The sequence below is a fragment of the Nocardiopsis akebiae genome (genome assembly GCF_018316795.1).
In the GTDB taxonomy this organism is placed as follows: Bacteria; Actinomycetota; Actinomycetes; order Streptosporangiales; family Streptosporangiaceae; genus Nocardiopsis; species Nocardiopsis dassonvillei.
On sequence record NZ_CP074132.1, the window covers coordinates 576,566 to 594,139 of the forward strand.

Sequence of the window (17,574 nt, forward strand, 5' to 3'; positions counted from 1 at the left end):
GTAACCTCATACCCGTAGGGAATCGAGGTGTACCCCCGGGGTGTATCGTCTTCGGTTCCGGCGTCCCCCACGTCCCACGCCCCAGATAACCGCTCTATACCGATGCATGAGATTTCAGAACCTTTTCGGTGGGTGTGCGTCTTACTTGCGTGGATGGCGTTTCAGGCATGACATGGAGGTAACCAGACGTGACGGGCAAGACAGCTCCGGCGGTGGCGCGTCGTTTCGGTATCGCACTGGCAGCGCTGGCGCTGGCCGCGACGGCCTGCACGTCGGGTGAGGCCGAGACCCAGGGCGGCGGTGCCGACGAGGCCAGCGCCGACCCCGCTGAACTGGTGATCACTCCCGAGAGCGGTGCCGAGGAGGTCGCGCCCGACTCCCCCGTCAAGGTCACCGCCGAGAGCGGTGTCATCACGGACGTCCAGGTGGAGCAGGTCGTCGCCACCGAGGCCGCGGCGGAGGGCGAGGGCGAGTCGCAGGACTCCGACCTCTACGCCATGACCGGCACCCTCAACGGCGACGCGACCGAGTGGGTCAGCGACTGGAACCTGCGCCCCGGCGCGGAGGTCGTGGTCACCGCGACCGCCGAGAACGACGCCGGTGAGGAGACCGAGGTCGTCCAGGAGTTCACCACCCTGGAGGCGGTCGCCGGGCAGCGCCTGGAACTGGCCTCCAACTGGCCCGTCTCCGGTGACACCGTCGGCGTGGGCATGCCGATCGTCATCAACTTCGACCTGCCGGTGACCAACAAGGCGCAGGTCGAGAACTCCATGGAGGTCATCTCCGAGCAGGGCGTCCAGGGCGCCTGGAACTGGGAGACCGACACGATGGCCGTGTTCCGGCCGGAGGAGTACTGGGAGCCCCACCAGTCCGTGAGCGTCGACCTGCACCTCGCGGGCGTCGAGGCCTCCGAGGGCGTCTACGGCGTGGAGAACCACCGCATCGACTTCGAGATCGGCCGCGAGCTGATCATGACCATGCACGTGCCCGACCACGAGCTGGTCGTCAACATCGACGGTGAGCACGACCGCACCATCGAGGTGAGCAACGGCAAGGCCAGCCGCCGCTTCGACACCACGACCTCCGGCACGCACGTGCTCATGCAGCGCTACGAGCAGATGACCATGGACTCCTCCACCGTGGGCATCCCCGAGGGCACCCCCGGCGCCTACAACGTGGACGTGCAGTACGCGGTCCGCACCAGCGACAGCGGCGAGTTCCTGCACGAGGCCTCCTACAACGGCAGCATCGGCAGCGCCAACACCTCCAACGGCTGCACCAACCTGCGCATGGACGACGCCCGCTGGATCTTCGAGAACACCCTCATGGGCGACGTCATGGAGACCACCGGCACCGACCGCGAGCTGGAGTGGAACAACGGCTGGGGCTTCTGGCAGATGTCCTGGGACGAGTGGCTGGCCGAGAGCGCGACCGGCGAGCCGCAGGTGACCGACGGTTCGGGCACCCCCGGCTCCGTCCACGGCGAGCAGTAACCGCCCGCCCAACGCCGGAGGGGGCGCCGGGAACCGCACGGTTCCGGGCGCCCCCTCCGGCCTTCCGCGTCCCCGCGGGAGGCGGGCGCCCCGCCCCGGGCCCCCGCCCGGTCAGTCCCGTCGGGACAGCCGGGCCACCAGGGAGTCGATCACCAGCTCGGTGACGGCGGCCATGTCCACGGCGCCCGGGTCCAGCAGCCACTGCACCTGGAGCCCGTCCATCGCGGCGATGACCGCCGAAGCCGCGGCCTCCGCCGGGGTGTGCCCGTCCGGCCCCGGCGTGTCAGCGGCCTCCCGGTGCCCCGGTTCCAGCCGGTCCAGCACGGCGTCCCCGATCTCCCTGCGCAGCACCGTGTAGCGGTCCCGGAACCAGTCCTGCGCCGGGTGCTCGTCGGTGGCGCTCTCCGCCGACAGCACCGCGTAGAGCTGTGTGGTCCCCGGCCGCTCGGCGTTGCGCTCGGCGGTCGCCACCAGGTGGTCCAGCATCCGGCTGCCCTCCGGTGCCGGGTCGGTGTCGTCGCGCAGCTCCAGGACGGCGGTGAGCAGGTCGGTCTTGGAGCCGAAGTGGTGCAGGACCCCCGCCGGGGTGATGCTGAGCGTCGCCGCGATGTCGGCCAGCGAGGTGTTGTGGAAGCCCCGCGAGGCGAAGACGTCGGCCGCCGTGCGCAGGATCTGCTCGCGCCGGTTCACCCGCCTCCGCGGTGTCGGCGCCTCGGAGCCGGAGGGGGCGCGGGTGTCCGGCGCCGGGGTCGTCTCGCTCATCCTGGTCTTCTCCACTTCCTGCACCCCGTCGGGTACTCCGGGCCCTTGCGGGGGGTCGCGGACCCGCCGTCCACGGTATCCAGCTTTCCCCGCCCCCCTTGCTCAATGAATGTTAAGTAAGCGGGGTTCCGGTTCGGGAGGAGTAGGACACAGGGCCAGGCAGCCGTGACTCCCGACCTTCACGCCCGTGTCACAGCGGAGAGCCGCAACGTCTGCGGAGGGCGGGCGAGACCGCCCCACGGAGACGGGCACCGGCCAGCGAAACAGGAACACGTCCGGCTGCCGTTGACCCGCCCCGACGCCTCCCTCACCGACGCCGGGCCGGGTGGACCTCGTGCCCCGCTGCGGGCGGCGGCTCCTCGACCAGCCCGCCCGGCCCGCAGGGTGCCGAACCGAACGGTGCGGACAGCGGGGTGAGCCCGTCGAACGCGGGCGCCGGGGCCCCGGCGGCCAGGCGCGCCATCGACCGCTCCGTGGCGGACCCGGGTTCGGGGCAGTACATCATGATCCGCTGGTCGGTGTCGGGCACGTGGAGCAGTTGGCACTCGAATACCAGGGCGCCCATGGTCGGGTGGTCCACCCTCTTGCTGAACCCGCGCCGTTTACGCACCTCGCGCGACTCCCACATCCGGGCGAACCTCGGTGAGGTACCCAGCAGAGTGGTGACCAGGCGGGCGATCTCCGGATCGCCCGGGTAACGGGCGTAGGCCGCACGCAGGTCCGCCACCGAGTGCTGGGTGAAGCAGACGCTGTGCGGGTCGTCCCAGTGCGGTTCGTCCTCCGGCCGGGAGAACATCCACACTATGAGGTTGCGCTCCCCCTCGGGCAACTCCGCCATGTCCCCGATGAAGTGAACGGCCATCCGGTTCCACGCGAGCACCTCGTACTTGGCGTCCAGCACGTAGGCGGGGGTGGTGGCCAGGCCGTCCAGCAGGTACCGCACCGCCGTGGAGATCTCGCGGCTGGGACCGCTGGTGACGGGGGGCTCTGCTCCGGCCGTGTGGAAGAGGTAGGCGCGCTCGTCGACGTTCAGCATCAGGGCACGCGATAGCGCCGACAGCACCTGCCCGGACGGGTTGGGGCCGCGGGCCTGCTCCAGCCGTACGTAGTACTCCACCGACATCCCTGCGAGCTGTGCCACCTCCTGGCGGCGCAGGCCCGGAGTGCGGCGGCGCCCGGTGTCGGGCAGACCGACGTCGCCTTGGCCGATCCTGCCGCGCCGGTCGCGCAGGAACGCCGCGAGTTCCCCGCGGTCCGCCATCGCACGCCTCCTCATCGTGGTCCTCCGTCCAGAGTGCCCGAGGAACGCCTTCCGCACAGTGGTACCGCCGATACCAGCCTCGACGGTTCCTTCCGCGAGTCCGCCGACCCTTCCACGATCGATCCCATGGCGAAGACACGCAGAATCGCCCTCGTGACGGGGGCGAACAAGGGAATCGGATTCCAGACCGCGCGACTGCTCGGTCTGGAGGGAATGACGGTGCTGGCCGGTTTCCGGGACGCGCGACGCGGTGCCGAGGCGCAGAAGGCCCTTCGGGAGGAGGGCGTGGACGTCCGCGCGCTGGCTCTGGACGTCACCGACGCCGGGAGCGTCCGGACCGCCGCCGCTCGGGTGGAGGAGGAGTTCGGACGGCTGGACGTGCTGGTCAACAACGCGGGCGTGGCCCTGGGCCGGGGCGGAACCGGCGAGGTCGATCCCGTCGCGCTCCGGCGGACGCTGGAGGTGAACGTGGTGGGCACGGTGACGGTCACCGATGCGTTCCTGGACCTGCTGCGCCGCTCGGAGGCCGCGCGGGTGGTCAACGTGTCCAGCGAGGTCGGCTCGATCGGAACGATGACCGATCCGTACGGCCCGTTCTTCGCGATGGAGGGCGATACGGGCTACCCCGCCTCCAAGGCGGCGGTGAACATGGTGACGGCGCTGTACGCCAAGACCCTCGCGCCCCTGGGAGCCAAGGTCAACGCGGCCAACCCCGGGTACTGCGCGACCGACCTCAACGGCAACACGGGCACGCGCACGGCGGAGCAGGGCGCGAGGGTGAACCTGCACCTGGCCACCCTGCCCGGGGACGGGCCCAACGGGGTGCTCTGAGGCCACCTGGCTTCGGCTGAGGACCCGGAGAGCTACGGGGTCCTGCCCTGGTGACGGTGGTGCCGGGGCCGGGCGGATCCCCTCCGCCCGGCCGTGGCATCACCAGGCGCGGACGCCGCCGACGGGAGCGGGCAGGCGCTCGCTCAGCCAGGTCCACGTGCCGTCGTTCTCGGTGAAGCGGCGCTGGACGCGCTCCACCTCCGTGATCGGGTTCGAGAACACCTCGGTCCACGCCCCGGCGGTGCGCTCCTCCAGGTAGAGGCTGCGTGCGTCGGTGCGCATGCGCACCGCCTGGAGCGTGTGGTTGGAGCCGTCGCGCAACTGGATGCGGTAATAGGCCATGGGAAGTCCCTGGAGTGTGGTTCGTCCTGGATGGAAGAAGGACGGTGCGTTCCCGGACCGCGTGCGGCACCGGCGGGTGCGCGTGGGTGAACCGGTCTCCCGGAGCGTGCGGCGGGCGTACGTGGTCGGGCCGCGCGAGCGTCTGACGGGTGGCGGCGGGAACGCCGAGACCCGGAGTGCTCCGGGGAACGGGTGCGGGTGCCGGAAGCACCATGCTGTCCGCGGTCTGGACTCTACTCCTGTCGTGGGCGCACCGGAGCCGTAACCACGGATACTGCGGATGAAATCCGGGTGATCCGACGGTGATCGCGGGATGCGATTCGGAAAAATCGCACGATAAACACACATCGAACGCGATACGTCTGATTGGCTCCGGGATCGGAACCCGGTGGCGGCAAGGGGCCCGCGGAGGGAGAGGTCCGGGCCGCATCCCGGTGACCGGGGAGGGCGCTACGGGTGGGACTCCACTACCCTCGTAGGGCACCTTTGCTCCGTGTGCCTTCCCCTTCACACCACCCCGCCCCGAATGAGCGAGGTTCTCCTCCGTGTCCACAGGTCCCCTCACCGTGCTCCTGCCCACGACCGTCACCGACCTGACCTCGGACGACCAGGTCCGCATCGGGCGCTACCGGGTGCTCAAACGGCTGGGCACGGGCGGGATGGGACTCGTGTACGCGGCACAGGACGAGAACGGCGGGCTCGTCGCCGTCAAACTGATCCACCCCGAGTACGCGTCGGACGCCGACTTCCGGGCCCGCTTCGCCCGCGAGGTCAACCTGCTGGGCCGCGTGGGCGGTGCCTGCGCCGTACCGCTGCTCGACGCCGACACCGAGGCGGCAAGGCCCTGGTTGGCGACACCGCTCGTGCGCGGCATGACCCTGAGCGACTACCTGCGCAAGCACGGTCCGCTGGGCGAGGAGCTGCTGCGCGGCCTGGCAACGGGAGTGGCCGAGGCGCTGGCCCAGATCCACGAGGCGGGGATCGCGCACCGCGACCTCAAGCCCTCCAACATCGTGCTCTCGCCGGAGGGCCCGCGCGTCCTGGACTTCGGCGTGGCGCGGGCGATCGACCAGACGGCCATCACCTGTACCGGGACGCTCAGCGGCTCGCCCGGGTGGATCAGCCCGGAGCACTACCGCGGCGAACCGGTCTCCACCTCCGACGACGTGTTCGCCTGGGGCGCGCTGGTGGTGTACGCGGCCACGGGACGCCCGCCCTTCGGGGCGGGCAACGCGGCCGCGGTGGCCCACCGGGTGCTCGACTCACCGCCCGACACCGACGGCTTCTCCGGTCCCCTGGCCGACCTGGCGCTGCGCGCGCTGAGCAAGCGGGCTCCGGAGCGCCCCACCGCGTTGGAACTGGTGCACGGCGTGGTCCAGACGGCCTCTCCGGGCCGTGCCATCGCGCCGATCCGCGACGTGGGGACCGCGGCCGCGGCCACCGCCGGGGTGTTGGACCGCTGCTGGCACGGTGTGCGGACGGGGGGCGAGCGCGAGTACGAGATCCCCGCGACCGGTGGGGGCCGGGGCGGGAGGCGGACCCTGGCCCTGGCCGGGGCGGCCCTCGGCGTCCTGGTCCTGCTGGCGGGGCTCGTCGCGGGCGGGGCGGCCCTGGGCGGCAAGTGGGAGAACCTGCCCGTGGCCGCGTGGTTCGCGGGCGAGGAGGAGCCGGAACCTGTCGTGCAGGAGCCCACCGAGGAGCAGCGCGTCCCCGGGCCGGTCTCCCGGGAGGAGCCCAGTGAGGAGCCCTCGGAGGAGCCGTCCGAGGCACCGAGCCGGGAACCGTCGGAGGAGCCCGGCGGGGAACCCGCCGAGGAGACGGACGAACCGTCGGAGGAGCCCGAGCCGGAGGCGCCCGCGCCGCCGTCGGCGGTGCCGCTGACCGTGTTCAACGCAGAGGGCCCTTGCCAGGGCTCACGCGCGCCGGAGTGCGCCCTGCGGCTGGTCCACGACCCCCACGCCCCCTACTCCGACCCCGGCAACCGCGCGGGCCAGGTATGGCACGGCGACGTCCTCCAGACCTCGTGCCTCGTCCCGAACGGCGTCACCGTCACGGACGAGAGCGGGACGAGCACCAGCACCATGTACCGGGTGACCGTCGGCGCCGCCACCGGCTGGCTTCCGGGGGCGCGCACGCGCGACAACCCCCGGGTCCCGGTCTGCTAGTGCCCTGGCCGAACGGGCGCGCCAGGTCCACGCCCCGCGCCGCGGTCCCGTGCTCGCGGCGCGTCCCGACCGTCCGACCCCGCTGGGACGCGGGTCGAAACCCCCGCGCCGCACCAGCAGGGCTTCGGGTCCGGCCGCCGGTCGGCACTCCGTACCCTTCCGGTCCGGGCGCGGGTCCGGCGGGAAACGGACCCGGCGTCACGGAGCCGCGGCCAGGCGGGCCCGGGTCTCCATCAGGGCGAACCCCAGCAGGTTGAGCCCCCGCCAGCGTTCGGGGACCCGCGCGTCGTCGTTCTCGGCGCCCAGTCCGACGCCCCACACCCTGTCGCGGGGGCTGGCCTCCACCAGCACCCGCCTGCCGGTGCCCAGCAGGAACTCGCGCGGCTCCGGGTTCTGACCGAACTCGGCGAGGCCGCCCTCGACCACGATCCCGAAGCGGGCCGACTCCCACCCGCGCTCGTCGAAGCCGCGCACCTGGCGGCCGATCACCTTGGCGTCCCGGGGGTGGCCCGCCGCGAGGATCCGCTCCTCCGCCTCGGCGTCACCGAACAGTCGGGCCTTGGCGGCCATCATGTAGTGCTCCGCGGTGCGGTAGCCGACCCCCTCCACCGTGAAGTCGGCGGGCCACCACTGCGACAGGCAGCTCGCCGACACGCCTCCGGAGGCGGGCGGCTGGTGGCCCCAGAAGCACAGGTACTTGGCTCTGCCCGTCGAGGCCACCAGTTGCCCGACCGTGCGCGCGTCCGCGGGATCGCTTGTGTCCGTCATGGGGGAGAGTGTCCCAAGCGGTACCGGCACGCGCGGTGCCGTGAGGGCGTGCGGCGGCCGCCGCGGAGGCCGCGAACGGGGCGGGGCGCAACCGGGGCGGCGTATGTGACTCCGTAGTAGCGTTGCGGAAAACCCCGGAAGTCCGTAGGTCAGAGGGATTCCGTCCGCCGTGGCGCCGACGGTGGACGGGGCGTCCTTCCAGTGCGCCGACGCCGGCGGACCCCGCTCGGGCGGGCGGGGCCGCCGTGCCGCGGCCGCTCTCCGATGCCTGGAAGATAGATATTTGACCAGAACACAGTTGAACTCTCAAGTTATCCCTGGGGGCACGGGCCCGATGGCCGAGACGCGGTGGCTCGACGAGGGCGAACAGCAGACGTGGCGGGCCTTCCTGGCCGCCGTCCACCTGCTGGACGGTGCGCTGGACCGGCAGCTCAGGCAGGACTCCGGCATGTCCCACGCCTACTACCAGATCCTGGTGAAGCTGTCCGAGGCGCCCGAGCGCGTGATGACGATGACCGGCCTGGCCAGGAGGCTGCGCTCCTCGCCCAGCCGCCTCTCGCACGCGGTCGCCCGTCTGGAGGGGGACGGCCTGGTCCGCAGGTTCAAGCGCCCGGGCGACCGGCGCACCACCCTGGCCGAGCTCACCCCCGAGGGCGCGGCCGTGCTGAGCGAGGCGGCTCCGGGCCACGTGCACGAGGTCAGGCGCGTGCTCTTCGACGCGCTCACCGACGACCAGGTCAAGCAGTTGCGGGGGATCGCGGAGTCCATGCTCGGCGTGCTCGACCCCGGGGGCGAGGAGCCGCGGTACACGGGGCCGACCGGTACGGTGCGCCGGGACTGAGTCGCGTTCTGTTGTCGGCTCCCACCAGGGCGGACGCCGAGGGGGAGAAATATCCCCCATTGGCACTCTATGTGTCCGGGCGGATGCGTACTATCATCTGCTTTCCCAGGAAAAGGTTGTAGTCTCAAGCAACGTTGCGAGGCCACGGCCCCCTCCTGGGTTACCCGCTCACAGGAACAGGAACCGCTATGACCGAGAATCCGCTCATGTCCCGCGTGGGGGACGTCGTCGCGCTGCTCGCCAGAGTCGTGGTCGGCGTCGTCTTCATCGCGCACGGTTGGCCGAAGATGTCCAGCCTCGAAGGCACGGCCCAGGGCTTCGAGTCCATGGGGATCCCCTTCCCGCAGTTCGCCGCGCTCCTGGGAGCGAGCATCGAGGTGGGTGCCGGACTGGCCCTCATCATCGGGTTCGCCCTGCCCCTGGCCGGGCTCCTCCTGGCCTTCATGATGGCCGGCGCCTACTTCTTCGCCCACGTCGGCGACCCGCTGGTCGGCGGCTTCGAGCTCGTGCTGGTCCTCGGCGTCGTCGCCCTGGCCCTCGGGTTCACGGGCGGCCGCCTCTGCGTGGACCGCCTCATGCCGTGGGGCCGCCCCCGCCGTCGGACCCCTGAACCGGTACCGGCCTCCTGACCAGCGCGTCCGGGCCGTCCGTCGCCGGAGGCGGACGGCCCGGGTACCGCACATAAAACCTTTTTCTTAACTTGTTTATCCAAATTCACCTATACCTCACGAAAAACACTCAAATCTTTCGCTCTCCTTCAGGACAACACATTTTCATGAACGACAGGTAGAATTCGGTGCACCCGAAACACTGAGCGGGACCGCGCGTTCGGGCCCGTCCCGTGTGCCCCGCCCGCCGAACGGGAGCACCGTGTCCCACCTGGCCCCCAGCCCCCTCGCCCCCGACTGGCAGTTGCGCGTCACCGACCGCGGCGGCACGGCCCTGCACGGAGCCGCGGTACTGGTCGCATCCGGATACGCGATCACCTGCGCGCACGTCGTCCGCGAGGCCGTCGCCGGGTCCGGCGCCCCCGCCGGACCCGGCGTCACCGTACGCCTGGACGCCCCGCGCGGCCTCCCGGACTGGGAGGCCGCCGCCACGGTCGTCGCCGACGGCTGGTGGTGGGAGGAGGCCGCGCCCTGGGACGCGGCGGTACTGCGCCTGGACCGGTCCGCCCCGATCCCCCCCGCCGTCCCAGCCCGTTACCGCGTCGGCGACCGGGTCCGCGTCCTCGGCTTCCCCCGCGCCGAGACCGGCCTCTGGGTGACCGGCCGGGCCACCGGTACCGGGGGCAGCCGCTTCGGCTACGTCCAGATCGACGTCGACTCCCGCGCGGGGTTCACCGTCCTGCCCGGCTTCAGCGGCAGCGGCGTCCGAGAGGAGAAGGGGAACGCCCTCCTCGGTCTGCTCTGCGAGGCGACCGGCAGCGGCAGGGCGGGCTGGATGGTTCCGATGGAGGCGATCCCCCGGGTGTGGCCGACCGAGCGGACCGCCGCGGCAGCGGCGGAGAACGGCGAACGGGAGGCGCTCACGCGTACCGCCAGGGCGATGACCGACCTGCGCACGCTGCTCCTGCCCGACCTGCGCCTGGACCTGTACGTCGCACTCGACCCCCGGTTGCGCCGCAGGCTCCGCGCCGACCAGGACCTGCTCTCCTTCGCCGCGCAGCTGGTCGCCCTCGCCCACGGCGAGTACGGGCTCCTCGACGAGGTGCTCGCCCTCCTCGACGCGAGGGAGGACGGGAGCGCGGGGATGCTCCGGGTCCGCGAGGCCGCGGCCCCCCTCCTGGGGAGCCCGTCCGGGTGAGCGAGACGACGGCCACGGCGGGGGGCCAGGCCCCGATCGGAGGGCGGCTCCTCCCGGAGGGCGCAGGGCGGCCGCTCCCGGCCGACGGCGGGTTCGAGGACCTGGTCGACGCCCTGTGCGCGCTACGGTGCGTCCTCCTCCCGGACGCGCGCGAGCAGCTGGCCTACCAGCTGCCGACCCGGGTCCGCCGCAACCTGCGCCTGGAGGGCTCTCCGGTCGAGTTCGCCCGCCACCTGGTACGCCTGTGCCGGGAACAGGTGCGCCTGGGCTGCCTCCTGCGCTGGATCCTCTACCTGGAGGAGCGCGGCCGCAGCTCGCTGGCGGCGGCCCGGGCCGCGGAGCCGCTGGTCCACGCCGAGGAGTGGGAGCAGCTGTACCGCCTCCTGCCCGAGGGGACCACCGACGCCGACGTCGACCTCGTCCGCCGGGAGCTGGCGGAGCACTCCCCGGACCTGGTCGCGGAGGCCTTCGAGACCGCCCGGACCGACCGGCTCGCCCCGGCCGAGGCGCCGCCCCACACGGCCTGGGACCGGCTCGTGGACCTGACCGAGATGACCGTGCCCGAGGGCGACGAACTCCCGCTGCGGATCTTCTGCTCCCTGCTGCCCTGCGCCGTTCCGCTGCGCGACTGCGCCGACCTGCTCCTGCTCTGGGGCGGGGGGCGGCGCGAGGGCACGGCCGCGCCGCCCGGCCCGCGCGCGCCCGCCCGGCTCGTCGTGCACGTCACCCAGGGCCGGAGCAGGGACCGGTACGACGTCGAGTACTGGACGGTGCTCAGCGAGAGGCGGGGCAGGCCCCCGGACTTCTGCGGCCACGGCCACACCCCGCACATGGAGGCCGAGCGCATCGGCGCCCACGTCGGCGGCCTGCTCACCCTGCTGGAGGTGGACCACCGCACGGGGTACCACGAGGGCGTACGGGTCGAGCTGGTCGCGCGGCTGGACCTGCTCCGCCGCCTGGAGGCCGAGCGCTGGCAGGAGGCCGGGGAGGGGGACCGCAGGCTCGGCTCGCGGGCCCAGGTGGTCTACCGGGCGGAGGAGCTGGTGGACCCCGCGCGCGGCGACACCGCGCAGGCCCGGAGTACCTGCGCCCGCCGGTGGGAGGGGCTCGCGAGCGCGCGCGAGGTCCTGCACCTGGACACCGCGCACGAGGCAGGGCAGAGGAGGCGCAGGGGAGGGCGGACCTACCGCGAACCCCTGGTCGAAAGACTCCAGGACGACAGGATCGTCGCCCTCTCAGTTCCCTCCCATCTGGACGAGTGCCACATGTCGGTCTGGTCGGCGCTCATGATCGGGGTTCCGGTCGTTGTCTGGCGTTCCGCCGACAATGGGCCGGGGGCAAGTCCGTGGCTCAATCTGGGGAAGGTGGGACGGGAGGTAATGGTGCCGCCCGAAAGAATACGAGCGCTTCCCAAGGCGCTCCACCAATCGCGTTCCGGATGCGTTTCCCCGGACGATACCGGGTACATCGAAGAAAGCTTCGAGGTCGCCGTCTTCTACCACGACACCCTTCCGGTTCTGCCCGCCCCCAGACCGATGACACCCCCACAGCATCCGACAGCCCCCCTTGGGCGCGGCTCGAAGGGCCTGCCATGACCACATCAGCCGAACCCGGATCGACCAGCTCCGCGCCGGGGTGGTGGATCTTCCACGGCACAGGTCAGCCCCGCCCGCACCTGGACCTCGCCGCCCAGCTCCCCCCGCCTCCCCGGTGGCGCACCTACGGCGGCGGGCCGGACCCCGCCGAGACCGGCGTGGACCCCCCGTTCTACGACCCGGGGCCGCGGGCCGCGGACCCCGCCGCCGAGAGCGAGCGCCACCTGGGCCCCGTCCGGCCCCGGAACTTCCCCGTTCCCCTGGGGCCGCACCGCCGCCAGCTGCTGGACAAGGTCAACGCGGCCATCTGCCTGCGCCGCCCCCTGCTGCTGGTGGGCCCGCCCGGGATCGGCAAGTCCAGCCTCGCCCACCAGGTCTCCCGCGAGCTGGGCCTGGGCCGTGTCCTGCGCTGGGCCGTCACCAGCCGAAGCACCGTGCGAGACGGCTTGTACGCCTACGACCCCCTCACCCAGATCCACGACCTCAACCTGGAGAACGCCCGCAACCGGGCCCGGGGCTCCCGGGACCGCCGTTACGCGAGCGCCGACGGAACGGAGGCCGACGCACACCTGCGCAGCAGCGCCGAGTCGATCGGCCGCTACCTCACCCTGGGGCCCCTGGGCACCGCCTTCCTGCCCACCCGGCTGCCCCGCGTGCTCCTGGTCGACGACTTCGACCTGGGCGACTTCGACCTGCCCGGCGATCTGCTCGACCTCTTCGAGAACGGCGGCTACACCGTCCCCGAACTGGGCCGACTGGCCAACGTCGCCGGGAGGATCCGGGTGGCCACCGACGACCCCGGCCGCACGGCGGTGGTCGAACGCGGCGAGGTCCTCTGCTCGGCCTTCCCCGTCACGGTGGTGACCTGCAACGACGACCGGGATCTGCCGCCCGCCTTCCTGCGCCGCTGCATCCCGGTCCGGATGGGGCTGCCGGACGAGGACGAGCTGGTGGCCGCCGTGGCAGGGCACTTCGACGGCGACCCGCCCACCGGCACGCGGACCCTGGTCACCGAGTTCCTGCGCAGGAGCGCCGACGGCCACGCGCTGGCCGTGGACCAGCTGCTCAACGCCGTGCACCTGGTCGGCGCCATGGGACAGGGCGAGCCGGGGCCCGAGCAGGTCCGCCACCTCTCCGACCTGCTCTGGCACCGCCTCACGGAAACCCCGGGATGAGCCCCGCGCACCAGCCGGGGGACGACCGCCCCCGGGGCTCCGGCGACCGGTCGGGCGGCCCCCCGGGCGGCCTCACCCCCACGGAGTGGGCGGACGCGCTCCACCTGGCGGCCCTCCAGGCGCGTGCCGAGGCCGCCCGCCGCGACCGCCCGGTGTTCCCGGAGCCGCCCGCCGACGGTCCGACGCCGGGGGAGGCCGCCGGCTCCGGTCCGCTCCCGGGGGAGACCGGCACCGGCGCGGACACCGGGACCGCACGGTCCCCGGGGCTCCCCGGCGACGGGACGAGGACCGGCGGGGACGCCTCCGCCGCCGCGCCCCGCGGTCCGGCCCCGGCCCGGCCGTCCGGCCACGGGGGGACGCCCCCGTGGCCGCGCCGCGCCCCGGGGGACGACGGGCCGCCGACGGAGCCCCACGGGTTCGTCCAGCCGGTCCTGGAACGGCGCCAGGAACTGGTCGCCGCGCTGGGGCCCTTCCACCTCACCGAGCCCCGGGGGCGGCCGGACGGTATCGACCCGGAGGGCACCGCGCGCAACTACGCGCGTTCGCTCCTGGACAGCCTCCACTGGACCGAGGACGAGCGCGAGGGCGCCGGAGTCCCGGTGGTGCCGCGTCCGTGCGCGCGACGGGAACGGGTGGTGAGCCTGACCCTCCTCGTCGACGACGGCGTCACCATGGCCTTCCAGCGCGGCCTGGCCGCCGAGTTCGTCCGGCTCGCGCGCTCCGGCGGGATCTTCCGCGAGGTCGTCTCCCTGTACTTCGACTCCGGTCGCACCGGCAGCCCCGGGCTGCGCGACGTCCACGGCCGCCCCGGCCGCCTCGGCGGCGGTCGCGCGCACGTGGTCCTGTTCCTCACCGACGGACTCGGCGGCGCCTGGCGCGACCGCGGGTTCCAGGACTGGGTCGCCGAGGCCGCGGACCGCGGCGCGGTCGCGATCCTCCACCTGCTCCAGCCCCGCCTGTGGCGGCGCGGGGCCATCGCCACGGCCCCTACGGAGCTGGCCGCGCCCCGGGCCGCCGGTCCCTGCGCCGCGAACACCGGGTACGCGCGGGAACGCACGCTCACCGACCCGGAGGAGGAGAAGCGCGAGCCGGGCGCGCTCGTTCCCGTGCTGACACTGGATCCCGGGACGATACGCGACTGGGCCGTCTTCGCGATGGGGAGGGGCCCCGGGCGCCTGTGGGCGCACACCGCTCGCTTCCCCGCGGGAGGGGGACCGGACCCCGCCGAGGCGCCGGACGCCCGGGAGCCCGTCTTCGACGCCGAACGGGAGGCGCGGCGCTTCCGGCAACTGGCCAGCCCCGAGGCGTTCGACCTGGCGGTGGCCCTTGCCGCCGTGCCGCTGGACCCGCGCCTGGTGGAGGCGGTCTGCGAGGACGTGCTCGGCCGCGCCACCCCCTCGGAGCTGACGGAGGTCTTCTTCAGCGGGCTGGTGCGCGGGGGCGGTGAGCGGGGGGAGGAGGACGGGCCGGTCGGGTGGGACTTCCGCCCGGGGGTGCGGCGGGCCCTGCTGTCGCTGGGCGGCCGGGTCTCCGACATCCGCCGGGTGCTGGGCCTGGCGGCGGAGCGCCTGCGCTGGGTGGACCCCTGGTTCGACGCCCTGCGCCTGATGCTTCGGGGCGTGCACGAGGATTTCCCGAAAAGGACGCGGGTGTCCCACCACTGGGCGAATTCCATGCTTCCCGCGGTGGAGAGCGCCGCCCTCACCCGGCGTTATGCCGTACCCATCAGGGAATACGCCGATATCTCCGGGGCGGGTGCGACCCGCGGTACGCGGGAAACGCATGAGGCGGGTACGCCGTCGCCCGCTGGTCTAGTATTACCTAAGGTTTCCGGATCTGCGCGTGTGGGCGGGAACAACGGCTGGAAGGCGCGGAACAGAGCACCCTTTTCTGAACGGTCGGGGAAAGAAACTCATATGGCCACAAAACTGTCAAATGAGGATATGATGCAAGAATCTGGCGACCAGTCCAGCGGTCGTACGTCCCGATCGTCCACGAGTGGCCGACCGCTCAACGCGGTCTGGGTCCAGGTTCCGCGCCGCAACAGCGCCTTCACCGGCCGGGAGGAACTCCTCTCCGCGCTGAGGGGGCAGCTCCTGAAGGGGCGGCGACAGGTCATCACCGCCCTCAACGGGATGTCGGGGGTCGGCAAGACAGAGCTCGCCAAGGAGTACCTGTACCGGTACGCGTCCGACTACGACCTCATCTGCTGGATCCCCGCGGCCCACAGCAACCAGCTGCGGGAGAGCTTCTCCGTCCTCGCGTCCAGACTCAGGCTGGACAGCGCGGGCGCGGGCAGCGGACACGTCCTGGAGAACGTCCTGGAGGCACTCCGCCAGGGCTTGGACTACCCGCGTTGGCTTCTCGTCTTCGACAACGCGCAGGCCCGGTCCGAACTGGATCAGTATCTTCCTGTCGGGGGCGAGGGCCACGTGATCATCACTTCTCGGGACTCCAGCTGGACGGTGCGGGGCGGCGACGCCTACCTCTCCGTCCGCGAGTTCGACCGGGCCGAGAGCATCGAGCTGCTGAAACGGCGCGGACCCGCGTCGCTGACCACCGAGGAGGCCGACCAGCTGGCGCACGAGCTGGGCGACCTGCCGCTGGCCCTCAACCAGGCCGCCGTGTGGCTGCACGAGAGCGGGATGGCCACCGAGGAGTACCTGCGCCAGTTCTCCGAGAAGAGCCAGGAGATGCTCGACCTCCTGCGCCCGGTGGACAGCGCCTACCCGGTGGCCGTCGCCGCCGCCTGGAACGTGTCCCTGGACCGGCTGGCCACCACCAACCCGGCGGCGCTCCAGCTGCTCCAGCTCTGCTCCTTCATGTCGACGGCGCCCATCCCCAGGACGCTGTTCAACTTCGCCCGTGGCATCGAGGGCCCCGCGGAGCTGCGCGGCGCCCTGGAGGACCCGGCCAGGCTCGGCATGGCGATCCGCGACATCGGGCGCAACAGCCTCGCCCACATCGACCACCAGCGCAACACGGTCTCCCTGCACCGGCTGGTGCAGCGCGCCGTCCAGGCGCCGATGAGCGACCAGGAGCGCGAGGAGATGCGCCACTGCGCCCACCAGCTGCTGGGCCGCAACGACCTCCAGGTGGTGGCCGTGGACGCCTCCGAGCGCTACACCGAGCTGCTGCCGCACGTGTGGGCCTCCGAACTGTGGAACTGCACCGACCCCTGGGCACGCAACCTGGTGGTGCAGATGTGCCGTGTCGCCGCGCTGCGCCAGGAGTTCGACGAGGCCCGCAGCCTGGGCGAGACCGCCCACGAGTGGTGGCGCCTGCAACTGGGCGAGAACCACCCCTCCACCCTGGGCATGGCGATCCAGATCTCCACGGCGATGCGCGGGCAGGGATACCTGGAGCAGGCCCTCGCGCTGTGCGAGGCCACCCTGGACACCCTGCGCGAGACGCAGAACCCCGGGGACCCCGAGACCCTGGAGGCGGAGATCGAGTACATCCGCACCCTGCGCTTCCTGGGCCGGTTCCGCGACTCCCTGACGGCGGCGGCCGACGCCTACCACCGCCGGGTGCGCCTCTTCGGCGAGGACGACCCGCACACCCTGGTCACCGCCCACTTCCGCGCCTTCAACCTCCTGCTCAGCGGCGACCCGGATTCGGCCGCCGACCAGTACCGCGACACGCTGGCCCGGCTGGAGGCCGTCTTCGGCCCGGACCACCCGCGCACCCTGGGCACCAACAACGGCTACGCCGAGGCCCTGATGGAGAAGGGCCGCTACCGGGAGGCCGAGGAGATCCAGGCCCACCAGGTCGAGCGTGCCATCGGCCTGATCGGGGAGGACGACAACCGCGTCCTGCGCAACCAGCGGACGCTGGCCGTCATGCGCCGGCGCGTCGGCCACCACCGGGAGGCGCTCGCCCTGTCGGAGCGCGCCTGGCAGCGTTTCCGGGTCAAGCACGGCGTGGACGACAACGAGACCATGTACGCCGCCCTGGTGCACTCCATGTCCCTGAGCGCGGTCAACCAGCACGACGAGGCGCTGGAGCTGGCCCAGACCACGGGGGAGCGCTACGTCAAGCTCCTGGGCGAACGCCACCCCTACGTGGGCGCGGCCGACGTCAACCGGGCGATCATCCTGCGCCGTCTGGGCAGGGCGGCCGAGGCCCGCCAGCTGGACGAGCGCTCCCTGGAGCTGTTCCTGGACCGGCTCGGCGCCCACCACCCCAGCACCCTTGCCTGCCTGGTGAACCTGGCCAACGACCACTTCCTCATGGGCGACGCGGCCGGTGCCAGGGAACGGGACGAGGAGGCGCTGCGCGGCTGCGAGGAGGCGCTGGGCGCCTCGCATCCGCTGGCCCTGCTGGCCCGCCGCAACCTGCTCGTGGACCGCCGGGCCCAGGGCGAGGACGTCGAGGCCGAGTTCGTCGCCGTGGAGGACGGCTACCGCCGGGTGATGGGGTCCGACCACCCCGCCACGCTCAGCCTCCGCAGGACCGTGCGGGGAGACGCCGACATCTACCTCGCCCAGATGTGACCGGTCGCGGTCCGGGGCGCGTCCCCCGGGCCGTTCGGT

General features: G+C 72.6%; 13 protein-coding genes. 9 read left to right on the forward strand and 4 right to left on the reverse strand.

Going from position 1 to position 17,574, the window contains the following annotated elements; all coding sequences use genetic code 11:
* Positions 1-188: 188 nt before the first annotated feature.
* The gene (locus KGD83_RS02490; protein ID WP_212642330.1) at positions 189-1,493 is read left to right on the forward strand and encodes a L,D-transpeptidase; all 1,305 of its coding nucleotides are present in this window, start codon (positions 189-191) and stop codon (positions 1,491-1,493) included.
* Positions 1,494-1,604: 111 nt separating this feature from the next.
* Here KGD83_RS02490 and KGD83_RS02495 read toward each other — a convergent pair whose 3' ends face one another.
* Positions 1,605-2,255, reverse strand: coding sequence for a TetR/AcrR family transcriptional regulator (locus KGD83_RS02495; RefSeq protein ID WP_212642331.1), 651 nt, complete (start codon positions 2,253-2,255; stop codon positions 1,605-1,607).
* A gap of 307 nt (positions 2,256-2,562) precedes the next feature.
* The gene (locus KGD83_RS02500; RefSeq protein WP_212642332.1) at positions 2,563-3,516 is read right to left on the reverse strand and encodes a helix-turn-helix transcriptional regulator; all 954 of its coding nucleotides are present in this window, start codon (positions 3,514-3,516) and stop codon (positions 2,563-2,565) included.
* Between the two features lie 126 nt (positions 3,517-3,642).
* On the opposite strand from KGD83_RS02500, the gene KGD83_RS02505 reads away from it, so the two are divergent.
* Positions 3,643-4,347 (forward strand): SDR family NAD(P)-dependent oxidoreductase, encoded by a 705-nt coding sequence (locus KGD83_RS02505; RefSeq protein ID WP_212642333.1) that lies wholly within the window; start codon positions 3,643-3,645, stop codon positions 4,345-4,347.
* Between the two features lie 99 nt (positions 4,348-4,446).
* Here the strand turns inward: KGD83_RS02505 and KGD83_RS02510 are convergent, their stop codons facing one another.
* Positions 4,447-4,689 (reverse strand): hypothetical protein, encoded by a 243-nt coding sequence (locus KGD83_RS02510; RefSeq protein ID WP_013155518.1) that lies wholly within the window; start codon positions 4,687-4,689, stop codon positions 4,447-4,449.
* Positions 4,690-5,234: 545 nt separating this feature from the next.
* Between KGD83_RS02510 and KGD83_RS02515 the strand changes: the two genes are divergently transcribed.
* Positions 5,235-6,854, forward strand: a complete 1,620-nt coding sequence (locus tag KGD83_RS02515) for a serine/threonine-protein kinase (RefSeq protein WP_212642334.1) — start codon at positions 5,235-5,237, stop codon at positions 6,852-6,854.
* A gap of 198 nt (positions 6,855-7,052) precedes the next feature.
* Here KGD83_RS02515 and KGD83_RS02520 read toward each other — a convergent pair whose 3' ends face one another.
* The gene (locus tag KGD83_RS02520) at positions 7,053-7,622 is read right to left on the reverse strand and encodes an NADAR family protein (RefSeq protein ID WP_212642335.1); all 570 of its coding nucleotides are present in this window, start codon (positions 7,620-7,622) and stop codon (positions 7,053-7,055) included.
* Positions 7,623-7,956: 334 nt separating this feature from the next.
* Here KGD83_RS02520 and KGD83_RS02525 point away from each other — a divergent pair, with 334 nt between their 5' ends.
* The 6 genes from KGD83_RS02525 (at position 7,957) to fxsT (ending at position 17,535) form a co-directional block, all read left to right on the forward strand.
* Complete coding sequence (locus KGD83_RS02525) at positions 7,957-8,463, forward strand: MarR family winged helix-turn-helix transcriptional regulator (protein ID WP_212642336.1); 507 nt, start codon at positions 7,957-7,959, stop codon at positions 8,461-8,463.
* Positions 8,464-8,651: 188 nt separating this feature from the next.
* Positions 8,652-9,092 carry a DoxX family protein gene (locus tag KGD83_RS02530; protein WP_212642337.1) on the forward strand — a complete coding sequence of 147 codons (441 nt, stop codon included), beginning with the start codon at positions 8,652-8,654 and terminating at the stop codon, positions 9,090-9,092.
* A gap of 241 nt (positions 9,093-9,333) precedes the next feature.
* The gene (locus tag KGD83_RS02535; protein WP_212642338.1) at positions 9,334-10,269 is read left to right on the forward strand and encodes a S1 family peptidase; all 936 of its coding nucleotides are present in this window, start codon (positions 9,334-9,336) and stop codon (positions 10,267-10,269) included.
* A complete protein-coding gene (locus tag KGD83_RS02540) occupies positions 10,266-11,864 on the forward strand; it encodes a hypothetical protein (protein WP_249352091.1) in 1,599 nt (532 codons plus the stop codon). Before KGD83_RS02535 ends, KGD83_RS02540 begins: the two co-directional genes overlap by 4 nt.
* Positions 11,861-13,039 (forward strand): AAA family ATPase, encoded by a 1,179-nt coding sequence (locus KGD83_RS02545; protein ID WP_212642339.1) that lies wholly within the window; start codon positions 11,861-11,863, stop codon positions 13,037-13,039. The genes KGD83_RS02540 and KGD83_RS02545 overlap by 4 nt, the downstream gene beginning before the upstream one ends.
* Positions 13,036-17,535, forward strand: coding sequence for an FxSxx-COOH system tetratricopeptide repeat protein (gene fxsT / locus KGD83_RS02550; protein ID WP_212642340.1), 4,500 nt, complete (start codon positions 13,036-13,038; stop codon positions 17,533-17,535). The genes KGD83_RS02545 and fxsT overlap by 4 nt, the downstream gene beginning before the upstream one ends.
* Positions 17,536-17,574: the final 39 nt, after the last annotated feature.

Coding starts and splice junctions, on each gene's coding strand:
- KGD83_RS02495 (WP_212642331.1), bottom strand. CDS start 2,255: ATGAGCGAGACGACCCCGGCGCCGGACACCCGCGCCCCCTCCGGCTCC.
- KGD83_RS02500 (WP_212642332.1), bottom strand. CDS start 3,516: ATGGCGGACCGCGGGGAACTCGCGGCGTTCCTGCGCGACCGGCGCGGC.
- KGD83_RS02505 (WP_212642333.1), top strand. CDS start 3,643: ATGGCGAAGACACGCAGAATCGCCCTCGTGACGGGGGCGAACAAGGGA.
- KGD83_RS02510 (WP_013155518.1), bottom strand. CDS start 4,689: ATGGCCTATTACCGCATCCAGTTGCGCGACGGCTCCAACCACACGCTC.
- KGD83_RS02520 (WP_212642335.1), bottom strand. CDS start 7,622: ATGACGGACACAAGCGATCCCGCGGACGCGCGCACGGTCGGGCAACTG.
- KGD83_RS02525 (WP_212642336.1), top strand. CDS start 7,957: ATGGCCGAGACGCGGTGGCTCGACGAGGGCGAACAGCAGACGTGGCGG.
- KGD83_RS02530 (WP_212642337.1), top strand. CDS start 8,652: ATGACCGAGAATCCGCTCATGTCCCGCGTGGGGGACGTCGTCGCGCTG.
- KGD83_RS02545 (WP_212642339.1), top strand. CDS start 11,861: ATGACCACATCAGCCGAACCCGGATCGACCAGCTCCGCGCCGGGGTGG.
- fxsT (WP_212642340.1), top strand. CDS start 13,036: ATGAGCCCCGCGCACCAGCCGGGGGACGACCGCCCCCGGGGCTCCGGC.